Here is an 11,030-nt window from a genome sequence, read left to right as displayed (position 1 = left end):
CGCTACCTCCACCTTGGCAAGGTGGCGCTCTACCAGATGAGCTAAATCCGCATTTGGTGCTTCCGGACGGAATCGAACCATCGACACGAGGATTTTCAGTCCTCTGCTCTACCGACTGAGCTACAGAAGCAAAACAATGGCGACCGGAATGGGGCTCGAACCCACGACCTCTAGCGTGACAGGCTAGCGTTCTAACCAGCTGAACTACCCGGCCATTGAAAAAAAATAACTTCAAACTTTTCGAGTTCAGCTCTCCGAGAATGAAGAATAATTATTATCGTTGACAGGCAAATCTCTTTACCTGTCACGAAATAATTGGTGGGAACAACAGGGCTCGAACCTGTGACCCTCTGCTTGTAAGGCAGATGCTCTCCCAGCTGAGCTATGCTCCCTTTTAGCTGGTTTGTTGTTTTCAGGACTTTGTTTTGTTGTGTCCCTCACAACAGTATCTATTATACACTATCCCACCCTGTTTGTCAACACTTTTTTTGATATTTTTTATGTTTTGTATCATTTTACAATGCTAGTCCGATATTTTTAAAAACTTATGTGCATTTGCAACATCAAAGCCGCATTTTTCGCCTTGAAATGGGCTTTTTTCATCAGGCTCCCCTCCAAAAAAATCCGCCGAGCCACACGCCCGACGGATAAAATTTTTTAAAGAATTATTTTTTATCAAGCTGTTTTTTGAGCTTTTCCTGCTCCTGCTCCATAAGCTTCATAAGTTCCTCCAAGGAAGCTGACGCTGTCTTTGTCTGCTGTGCAGGCTTTGCCGCAGGTTTTGCCTTTGGCACAGGCTTTTTCTCAGGCTCAGGGGCTACAGTACCCTCAGTTGAAGCCGCCTCGTCAAGAAGCTGTGAAGCTCTCTCGTAGTAAGAACGGTCTATCTCAGCACGCTCTTCCTTTTCCGCAGGTCTTTCAAATATAGTTTCCTCGACCTCTTCTACTTCCTCGATAACTTCCTCCGTTTCAGCCTTCTCTTCACCCTCAGGCTCAGCCTTGTGGTGAGAAGCTATCTCGTCGTCAACGTGCTTGCGATGTTTTGCGATCTGCTCGCCCTCGTTCTCGCCGCCGAACAGGAAATCGTCAAGAGTAACGCTCTCTGCTGGTTCTTGCTCGTCATCGTCCTCTTCCTCATCATCTGAAGAATGAGTAGCGATAGCAATTATAAGCTCGATAACAACGAGTAGGAATATAGGAACAACAGCGCACACTATCATGCCGAATGTTGACGACATGAACGTAAGCACCTTGCCTGCTGTCATGTAATATGTAGAAGCTACGCCCACAACGTTCTTTGAGCTTATCTCATAAAGCTTTGCAGGGTCTTTTTCCTGATAAACAGTGTAAACAACGCCGTTGTTATCGTCAGTTGAAGTGATGTCATAAAGCCAGAACACGCTTGTTCCAATATCAGGCACGTTCTCGCACACAACTGCCTCACCTATCTTGTCTGTGCTAGGGGTCATGTTCGATGTGATAACAAGTGCGCCGTCAGGAACTCTGTCACCCATGCCGTCACCATTCATTATGTACAGGCTGTAGCCTGCAATGCTCGGTGTAACGTTCTTGTTTTTGAAAACACGTCCCACTCCCACAACTATAAGCATTTCCAGAATAATAAAAACAATAAAGAATATCAGCACGTTCTTGCCTGCTGATGACTTCTGCTTAGTAGCACTGCTCATACTAAAAATAACATTCCTTTCCAAGATATATCCAAAATATCATATTTTATCGCACTAATATATTTATTATATCACAAAGTACCGCAAATTTCAACACATTTGAGCATATTTTTTGCTTTTGAGAAAATTATTCATTTTTGTAAAGTATTATCGTGACAGTACACAGGTCGTCATTTTTTATGACCGCATATTTCGAGGTAGACCAATCTCCACCAGCCTGACTATACGCACGCCTCAGCACGTCAAAGATAACACCGCTATTCTCATCAAAGAGAGTATCCACAGCCTTGTCATACATTTCACTGTCAGCACATTTTAGCCTTGCATATCCACTGTCAGCCATTGCTTCCGCCACAGAACGGCACATCATCTGAACGACATCATCACCGCTTTGAGCATACAGACCGTTTCTTCTGTAATAATTTGCCCCCGAGGAAAATGCCTCAGGATAGTTCAAAAACTTGTTATCGTCCGCTGTATGGTCTTTTGCACACTCGGCGTCAGTGATGCCAAAATAGTCATAGCGGATATAGTCCTCCCCTGCATCTGTCACAGGATCGTCCCAAGTGAGGTCAACGTTCGTCCATTCACCGTCTATCATGACCTTGTTCCATAAATGTGGCTGAACAGCTCCGCCGTCATAGGCTTTGCCTGCCACAGGTATGCACTTTATACCTGCCTTAGTGCAAAGTATCTGCATAGCCTTTGCATACCCCTCGCACACAGCCTTACCCTCTACAAGACAGCCATATGCAGAATAGCAATTTTTTGCTGTATCGTCATAGTTACACTCAAGAATTATGCTGTCATGGAAATACAGCACCTTGTCATAATCCGACCAGCCCTGCTCAATGCCTGCAAGTATCTCCCCGACCTTTTTATCCAGCTTTTCTTTCTCTGCCTGCGCTTCCTCAGCGGTCTTGTCATATGTGACCTCCACAGATGTCACATATCCATCTCCGTCAATGCAGATAGTATACTGTGAACCCATATAGTCGATATAAGGACACGCCGAAGTAAGCATGGAGATAAACGCACCGATATCGTCCTTGCTTATAACTCCCTCAGCCAGCTCCACAGAGCTTTCAAATTCGCTCAGCCCTTTGTAAAGCTGTGAAAACACACGTTTTTCGTCAGTACAAAGAAAATCGGCGATATACTCTGCCGTGTCAGGTATCTCAAGTGCCGTAAAGCTCTCGTTTCTGCTGTCAAGCCCTGTTTCAGTATGTCTTTCCGAACTGGCTTCAACATACGCATGAGTGTTCACAAAAGTATTTTTTGAACGGTTTTTATTTTTCTCTCCCGTTCCGCCTAAACTGCACCCCGATGTGCAGATAAGCACTGCCGCTGTGAGTGCGGCGACCATTTTCTTTTTTTTCAATTTTTGTCCTCGATTTTTACACAAAATTCTTCTGTATATTTCAGCCCTTAGTCCGTGACCTCTTCATTATCTCTTTTTATCACAGCCCTGAGCCGTTCTATTTTCTTTTCATGTATCGACAGCACCTTGAACTCCACGTTTTCCCAATGCACCGTCACCTTTTCGTTATCCTCAGGCACATGACCCAGCAGGTCCATAACGAATCCGCCTATAGTGTCATAATCCACCTCGCCGTGATACTCCTTGCCAAGAGCCTCCATAACGTCGTCAAACGCCGCTGTGCCTACCATATCATAGCAATCAGAAGATACCTTCTGTATCTCCTCCGTTTCGTCATCATATTCGTCCTGAATACTACCCACGATAGTTTCAAGCAGATCCTCCATAGTAATGATACCGGCTGTTCCGCCGTAATCGTCCACCACAACTGCTATCTGTGTCTTATCTTCAGTGAACTCTTTGAAAAGCTCACCACACTTGTTGCTTTCAGGCACAAAGGTTATATCCCTCATGAACTCCTTTACAGGACGTTCTTTCTTATCCTCTTCAAACACCAGCCTGAGCAAGTCCTTTGCGAATATAACACCACTTATGTTGTCGGCATTGTCGCAGTAAACAGGTATTCTCGAAAAGCCCTCGCCTATAACAAGCTTCACAGCCTCCGAAAGCGTGGAATTTTCTTCTATGGCAACCATTTCTGTGCGGTGTGTCATAACTTCACGAACTTCGATATCGTCAAAATCAAAAATGTTGCTTATCATTTCCGCCTGACTTTCCTCGATACCGCCAGTTTCGTTTACAGCGTCCACCATCATGAGGATCTCTTCCTCAGTGACAGCGTCCGCCTTGTTTGTTGACTTAACACCAAACAGCCTTAATATTCCTGCGGATACCGCTCCGCTCACTATCGCCAATGGGCTGAACACCGCCAAAAGTGCCTTGTAAGCCACACAGCTATTTAGAATAAATCTCTCGCCCACCTTGCCTGAAATGCAAAGCTTTTTTGGTATGCCTACGCCAAAAGTGCATATAACAAGGGCAAGCAGACAGCTTATTATAACAAATGAACATATGCCGATAATATAATACGAAGCCTGAGTATATACATCAAAAAGCTTGTGAAGCTTATTTGAAAGCGGTGCATAAAAGTAGATCGCTCCCACCACCGAAACTGCGATTATCATAATAGAACGTGCGATGAGGTTTGTCGCAACTACCCTGCCCGTTCTGCCAAGCAAAGCCGCAAGCCTTATTGCCTTCGGGTCTTTGTCCTCCTCAGCCATTTTCTTTAGCTTTGCGTCATTGAACTCCACAGCCGCATTTTCGCACAAGGTAAGAAAAGCCATAAGCAATATTACCGCCGCACAAACACCTATTCCCGTCCACAGTCGCCCGACATCGTCCATAAAAAAAATACCGTCCCTTTCACATAGGCGAAAAAGCTCGCCTTTTAATCATATACTATTTATTATAGGCAACATATGCTTCTTTGTCAATAGATATTGTCACAATTTTTCACATTCTGCCTGAATTTCATATGGGCAATTTTAGTTATGAAAAAAGCAGACAAGCCGCAAAGCCCATCTGCTTACATCAAACAATATTATTTTTCTGCCGCACCTATCTTGGAAACTGCGTCCCTAGTAGTGTTTACGTCCTTAAGGCTCTTTGTAAGCACCTCAGCCGCCTCAGAAAGCGACTTGTTAAGATTTTCAGAAAGTGCCTCACGGATAGCCTTGTCCTTAGCCTTAGCCTGCTCAACGATATCAGCCGCCTGCTTGTTAGCCTCTGCAGCTATCTGCTTTGCATAGTCAGCCGCCTGCTTGATAATCTCCTCCTGAGCCACAAGCTTCTTAGCCTCGTCCTTAGCCTTCTTTACGATCTCCTCGGCTTCCTTGTTGGCCTCAGTAAGGATATTTTTCTTATCTCTTGTCATATCCTTTGCACGCTTTATCTCACCCGGAAGGTTAAGTCTTATGCTGTCGATGTATTCACGCATCTGCTCAACATCGATCATTTTTTTCTGTGAAAACGGTACGCTTGAAGACTTGTCAAGCAGTTCGTCCATAAGTTCAAGTATTTCCTCTACCGTCATTTTAAACACCCTTTCATTACTGATCTATATTATTGGCAGGCTTATAGAGCCTGTCAGTGATCTTGCTCTGTATCTGTTTCGGCACAAAACCTGTGATATCTCCGCCGAAGCTTGCGATCTCCTTTACAACGCTTGACGAAAGGAACATATTCTCTCCCGTAGTGGTGAGAAACACCGTTTCAGCGTCATTGTAAAGCTTTTTATTTGCAAGAGCCATCTGGAACTCATACTCAAAGTCAGACACAGCCCTAAGTCCCTTTACGATAGCATTAGCTCCTGTTTTTTGCAGATAATCCGCCAGCAGACCATTATAACAATCCACCACCACATTATCAAGGTGCTTCGTGGCTTCAATTATCATTTCCATTCTTTCTGTAGGTGTGAAAGCAGCCCTTGATTTATTAGCATTAAAGGACACCAGTACTATCACCTTATCGAAAAGCTTTGAAGCTCTGTCGATTATATCCAGATGACCCAGCGTAACAGGGTCAAAGCTTCCCGGGCAAACAGCGATACGCATCAATAGTCCACTTCTTTCATTGGTATCTTATAGACCGTCAAAGCGGTCTTACCGTATTTATATCTCTTATGAAGCTTAAGTCTGCCGTAGCTTTCTCCAAGCTCAAGCTCCTTTTCATGCTCGCACACAATGATAGCACCATCATTGAGCTTGCTCTCCACAAGCTCCAAAGCCTTTTCAACTATGCCCATTCTGTAAGGCGGGTCGATAAAAACTATATCAAGCCCGGCTTTGGCAACTTTAAGATATTCCAGACTATCCATGCAAAGCACACGGGATTCCTTATTGAAACCGCATGAATCCACATTATCCTTGACGATAGCCACAGCCTCAGGATTGCTGTCCACGAAAACGCAGTGACTAGCCCCACGGCTGAGAGCCTCTATACCCATTTGACCGCTGCCTGCAAAAAGGTCAAGCACTGAGCTTGCTGGTACATCAAACTGAATAATGGAAAAAACAGCCTCTTTTACCATATCTGTAGTTGGTCTTGTATCCAACGACTCCAAAGTTTTAAGCTTTTTTCCTCTGCATGAACCTGTAATAACTCTCATAAAAAATAACTCCAAAATAAAAGTATACAATCATTATACTATATTAATTACCATTTGTCTAGACTATTCGCCGATATTTTTTATATTTTTTATACCACACACAAAAAGGGACTTCACAGCGGAAGTCCCTTTAGTTATTTTAATTACGTACTCTAAGAAACAAGTCCTCAGTTAAGATTACTTTCTCTTAGAAACTACGATAGCTGCACCTGCGAGAGCGATACCTGCAAGAGCGATACCTGCTGTTGCGCCTGTAGCTGCTGTGTTGTCAGAAGCAGCGCTTGAAGATGTAGCAGTTGTTGTACCTGTTGTACCAGCCTTTGAAGAAGTTGTTGCGGCTGTGCTGTTAGCCTTTGAATCAGTCTTGCTGTCTGTCTTGCTGTCTTTCTTGCTGTCTGCTGTTGAGTCAGCCTTGCTGTCAGTGCCGCTTGATGTGTTATCGCCGCCCTGATCTGGGAAGAATACCTTAGCTGTGTATGTACCATTGCCTGTTACGTCTGGCATCTCAAATGTTGTGCCTGCTGGGTTAACACCGTCTGGCTTGTTGCCGAAGAATGTTGAAGACCAGTCAGCGCCTGCTGTCTGGAAGCCACCGCCTACATATGCCTTACCGGAAAGGTCAGAAGAAAGACCATCAATTGTGAATGTTACTTCGATAGTCTTTGAAGGAAGAGTTGTGAATACTGTTGTAGCTCCATCCTTACCACCATTTACGTCGTCGTTATAAACGTTAACGAGCTCGAACTTGAGCTCATCGCCCTGCCAGTACATCATACCTGTACCATTAGCTGTTACAACGTTATCATCGAACTTGATCTCGTCGATAGTTACCTTAACAGGAACTGTTGTCCAGTCATCAGGCTCCTTGCCGTCTTCCTGAAGAACGCTGTTAGCGATAGCCTCGTCCTTTGTCATACCGATATAAACGCCAAATACAGAAACACCGTCATCATTGTTTGGTCCCTTGCCTGCGTCAGCTGCAAAAGCTGTCATAGCCATAGCAGATGTAGCGATAGCTGCTGCTGCCATGCCTGCAAAAATCTTTGTAAGTTTCATTTCTAAAACTTCCTTTCTTAAATAACTTTACTTACATTGTACTTTATTTTTCGTAAAATTTCAATCGGACGATTCACCAAATATGATAACGTTTTCTTATGCAATCATAACAATTTATACTATTGATTTTTAGAAGTATATCCCAATTTTCGCACTTTACAAAACTTTTTTATCTTATGTAAAAATACTAAACCGTCATTTATCAAGCTTTTTCTTCTGCACCTTTCCAGTCACTTTCAGCACGATACCTCTAGGAGCAAATTTAGCCCCTGCATAAAGTGCCTTTATAGACTTCTCAGGGATAATGATGAGCTTTCTGCCGAACATTCCCTCAAGAGCCTTTTTTGCACAAAACTGTGGTGTTATGGAGCTTACGCCGAACTTGCAGTTTGCAACGTCATTGAACTCCGTATCCACAGGACCCGGGCATACCGCACAAACGTGTACCCTGCTGTTTCTCGCCCTCAACTCCTCATATATTGCGCTGGTAAGGCTCACAACATAAGCCTTTGAAGCATAGTACGTTGCCATCATCGGGCCACCGTACATAAGCCCTGCCGAGGAAGCTATATTCATTATATAACCCCTGTCAGCGGCAACAAAGTCTTTCAAAAACAGCTTTGTGAGCATATGCACCGCTGTAACGTTAGTGTCTATCATTTTAAGCTCAGTGTCCAGAGGAAGCTTGTCAAAGCTGCCCACTGCACCAAAGCCTGCACAGTTCACAAGCACTGATATCTTCTCGCTCTTTGTTTCCTCATAAAGCCGCAGACATTCTTCCCTGTCGGAAACGTCGCAAACTATCACCCTTGTATTGTCACCAAGCTCCTTTGCAAGCTCTCTGAGCCTTTCCTCTCGTCTTGCGCTGAGTATCACACGAAAGCCCCTTGCAGATAGATCTCTCGCTATCTCTCTGCCAATTCCCGAGCTTGCGCCTGTTACCAAAGCCGTCTTAGCCATTTATATCATCCTCCACCCTTTTCAGGGATATTATTTGATTTTTGTCATATCAGTATATCACATTAGTATCACCCTGTCAAGTGTGAGAAAGATGTAAAATACGCAGAAAAGCATCGCAAAAAACTGAATAAAAATGTCAAAATCTCTTGACATTTACTTTAAAGTATGGCATAATGTTAATATAATTTTAAGAAATAGAATAAAATTAAACTGAGGAATCAAAGAACAAAGAACAAGGAGATAAAAAATTATGAGTTGTACCCTTTGCATACTTGCCGCAGGTCTTGGAAGTCGCTTCAAAGGCGGCATAAAACAGCTTGAACCTTTCGGACCAAACGGTGAGATAATAATGGATTATTCTATCTATGACGCCGTTGAGGCAGGCTTTGACAAGGTCGTATTCATTATAAGAAAGGATATCCGTGATGCCTTTGATAAAATGATAGGCAACCGTATCTCAAAATACGTCAAGATAGATTACGTTTATCAGGAGCTTGACTGTCTTCCGGAGGGCTATTCCGTACCTGAGGGACGTGTTAAGCCATGGGGTCACGGTCATGCAGTCTGCTGTTGCAAGGACGTTATAAATGAGCCTTTCGCAGTAATAAACGCTGATGATTTTTACGGCAAGGAAGCTTTTGTGAAGCTCCACGATTTTCTCTGCAATGAAAACTCAGATTGCAAAAAGCTTCATCTTGGCATGGCAGGCTTCATACTGAAAAACACTCTAAGCGACTTCGGTGCAGTGAACAGAGGCGTCTGTGAAGTGAAAGACTCTATGCTCACAGACGTTGTTGAAACCTACAATATCCGCCGTGAAAATGACGGCAAGGTCTATTCAGGCAAGGAAGAAACAGCCGAGCTTGACGAGAACTGCTATGTGTCAATGAATATGTGGGCTTGCCCTGACGGCTTTATAGATAAGCTCAATGGTATGTTCACAGACTTTATGAAAGAAAACAAAGACAGCCTGACAGCGGAGTTTCTCCTCCCTGCGGGTATCGATACAATGATAAAAACAGGTGTTGCAGACTGCAAGCTTCTGGAAACTCACGATAAGTGGTTCGGCGTTACATATAAAGAGGATAAGCCAACCGTTAAAGCCGATATCGCAAAGCTTATAGAGGCTGGCGTTTATCCTGAAAAGCTTTGGAAATAAAACTCAAACAAACAAATAATACAGAATAAATTGTCAACAATAAGTCGGGCAGAACAAATTCTCCCGACTTTTTTGCGTCTGTTTGTAAAAAGTGAAGAAAATCCTTAATTCGACTAAAAAGCACTTGAAAAAGGCTGTAAAATGTGTTATGATAATCTTTGAAACGGATCTGCATTTTTGCAGGTCAGGAGAGATAATATAAGAGGTAGTATAATGGAGAGCCAACACGGTAGCAATTTGAAAAATATAAGAAAAAAAAGAGCCACAGCACAGCAAAGCATAGTGTCATTGAGTTGTCTTGTGTGCATAGCATTTGCGGCAATATGGGGCTTCCATGCAGGAAGCGGCAACAGCAGGGTTGTGGAAGCAAAGAAGATGTCAGCTTCAAGCTCTGTGGCAGAGAACGAAAGCTCCGAGAGCAATGCAGACAACTCTTCTCAGGCAGAAAGCATGGTCGATGAGAGTAGCATAGATGAAAGCCTTACTGACAGCTCAGTTACCCATGATGACGCCGACGACCTTTCCGACGCAGTTTTCATAGGCGACTCACGAACAGTTGGTCTGCAAAACAACTGCGATAAACCAAAAGCAACGTTCCTTTGCTCTGTGGGAATGCACATCGACACCGTTATGACAGACCAGAACATCACCCTCTCAAACGGCAATGCAGGCACTGTTATCGACGCTCTTGGAGAAAGACAATATGGCAGAGTGTATATAAACCTCGGCACTAACGAGCTTGGCTGGCCTTATATCGACACCTTCAAGGATTATTATACACAGCTTATCACAAAAATTCAGGAGATACAGCCTGACGCTGTTATCTATGCTGAATCTATCCTCCCTGTAACAGCTTCAAGAAGCTTGCAGGGCGACGCCATAAATAACACAAATGTAGCCACATTCAATCAGGCTATCTCAGAGGTGGCACAGCAGACAGGTATAAATTATCTTGACTGTACCTCCGCTGTAGCAGGCGCAGACGGCACTCTTCCGGAGGAAGCCTCCTCAGACGGAATACACCTTATGAGCGAATACTGCGACAAGTGGCTCAACTATATAATCGACAACACATAAGAAAGGAAAGAAAAATTATGAAAACAAAGAAGATACTCTGCACTCTTATGGCAGTTATGTGCATTGGCACAGCAGCACTTACAGGCTGCGGTTCAGACTCTGACAGCAGCACAGCAAACTCCGCAAATTCAGCGGCAGCCGCTCAGACAAACGAAAGCGTTGACGTAACAGCCGTTGCGGACAAGCTCAAGGACGGCATAGAGTTCAAGGACGAGCTCGCAGAGCTTGACGAAGCAAAGATAGAAAAGATAATCGGCATATCAGCAGACAGCTATACAAAGGCTAAGGTCTATGTAAGCTCATCAGGAGGAACAGCCGAGGAGATAGACTGCTTTGAAGCCAAGGACGCAGACAGTGCAAAGGCTATCGCAGATACACTTACAGCAAGAGTCGAAAGTCAGAAAAAGGTTTTTGAAAACTATGTCCCTGAGGAAATGACAAAGCTTAATGACCCTGTTCTTGTAACCAACGGCAATTATGTTTACCTCTGTCTTTCAAACGATAACGATAAAGCAAAAGAGATAATAGGCTAGGAGTAAT

The 11,030-nt window shown here is 43.8% G+C and carries 11 protein-coding genes and 3 tRNA genes; 3 read left to right on the top strand and 11 right to left on the bottom strand.

Annotation, left to right across the window (positions count from 1 at the left end; genetic code table 11):
• Positions 1-54: 54 nt before the first annotated feature.
• From WS40_RS07475 to WS40_RS07425, 11 genes are all read right to left on the bottom strand, one after another.
• Positions 55-130: transfer RNA gene (locus WS40_RS07475), tRNA-Phe, on the bottom strand.
• A 7-nt stretch (positions 131-137) separates the two neighbouring features.
• Positions 138-214: transfer RNA gene (locus WS40_RS07470), tRNA-Asp, on the bottom strand.
• 102 nt (positions 215-316) lie between these two features.
• Positions 317-392, bottom strand: a tRNA-Val gene (locus WS40_RS07465).
• Between the two features lie 273 nt (positions 393-665).
• Positions 666-1,688 (bottom strand): hypothetical protein, encoded by a 1,023-nt coding sequence (locus WS40_RS07460; protein ID WP_038670726.1) that lies wholly within the window; start codon positions 1,686-1,688, stop codon positions 666-668.
• Between the two features lie 127 nt (positions 1,689-1,815).
• Positions 1,816-3,069 (bottom strand): transglutaminase domain-containing protein, encoded by a 1,254-nt coding sequence (locus WS40_RS07455; protein ID WP_325208479.1) that lies wholly within the window; start codon positions 3,067-3,069, stop codon positions 1,816-1,818.
• A 47-nt stretch (positions 3,070-3,116) separates the two neighbouring features.
• Positions 3,117-4,475 (bottom strand): hemolysin family protein, encoded by a 1,359-nt coding sequence (locus tag WS40_RS07450; protein WP_117857411.1) that lies wholly within the window; start codon positions 4,473-4,475, stop codon positions 3,117-3,119.
• A gap of 197 nt (positions 4,476-4,672) precedes the next feature.
• Positions 4,673-5,164: a hypothetical protein gene (locus tag WS40_RS07445; protein WP_022288084.1), complete on the bottom strand. Its 492-nt coding sequence runs from the start codon at positions 5,162-5,164 to the stop codon at positions 4,673-4,675.
• Between the two features lie 16 nt (positions 5,165-5,180).
• Positions 5,181-5,684, bottom strand: a complete 504-nt coding sequence (gene coaD, locus WS40_RS07440) for a pantetheine-phosphate adenylyltransferase (RefSeq protein WP_046441497.1) — start codon at positions 5,682-5,684, stop codon at positions 5,181-5,183.
• Positions 5,684-6,238 carry a 16S rRNA (guanine(966)-N(2))-methyltransferase RsmD gene (rsmD, locus tag WS40_RS07435; RefSeq protein ID WP_038670722.1) on the bottom strand — a complete coding sequence of 185 codons (555 nt, stop codon included), beginning with the start codon at positions 6,236-6,238 and terminating at the stop codon, positions 5,684-5,686. The genes coaD and rsmD overlap by 1 nt, the downstream gene beginning before the upstream one ends.
• Positions 6,239-6,415: 177 nt before the next feature.
• The gene (locus WS40_RS07430) at positions 6,416-7,294 is read right to left on the bottom strand and encodes an NPXTG-anchored protein (RefSeq protein ID WP_046441495.1); all 879 of its coding nucleotides are present in this window, start codon (positions 7,292-7,294) and stop codon (positions 6,416-6,418) included.
• Positions 7,295-7,489: 195 nt separating this feature from the next.
• Positions 7,490-8,254: an SDR family NAD(P)-dependent oxidoreductase gene (locus WS40_RS07425; protein WP_046441493.1), complete on the bottom strand. Its 765-nt coding sequence runs from the start codon at positions 8,252-8,254 to the stop codon at positions 7,490-7,492.
• A gap of 250 nt (positions 8,255-8,504) precedes the next feature.
• Between WS40_RS07425 and WS40_RS07420 the strand changes: the two genes are divergently transcribed.
• The 3 genes from WS40_RS07420 to WS40_RS07410 all read left to right on the top strand — a co-directional run bounded on the left by WS40_RS07420 (position 8,505) and on the right by WS40_RS07410 (position 11,023).
• Entirely contained in the window at positions 8,505-9,413 is a 909-nt protein-coding gene (locus tag WS40_RS07420; protein ID WP_046441490.1) for a nucleotidyltransferase family protein, read from the top strand.
• A gap of 213 nt (positions 9,414-9,626) precedes the next feature.
• A complete protein-coding gene (locus WS40_RS07415) occupies positions 9,627-10,490 on the top strand; it encodes a GDSL-type esterase/lipase family protein (RefSeq protein WP_046441488.1) in 864 nt (287 codons plus the stop codon).
• 17 nt (positions 10,491-10,507) lie between these two features.
• The gene (locus WS40_RS07410) at positions 10,508-11,023 is read left to right on the top strand and encodes a DUF4358 domain-containing protein (RefSeq protein WP_046441486.1); all 516 of its coding nucleotides are present in this window, start codon (positions 10,508-10,510) and stop codon (positions 11,021-11,023) included.
• The last annotated feature ends 7 nt before the right edge of the window (positions 11,024-11,030 follow it).

The organism is Ruminococcus sp. N15.MGS-57 (assembly GCF_000980385.1).
Lineage (GTDB): Bacteria > Bacillota > Clostridia > Oscillospirales > Ruminococcaceae > Hominimerdicola > Hominimerdicola aceti.
This window is presented reverse-complemented; position numbering and strand designations above follow the sequence as displayed.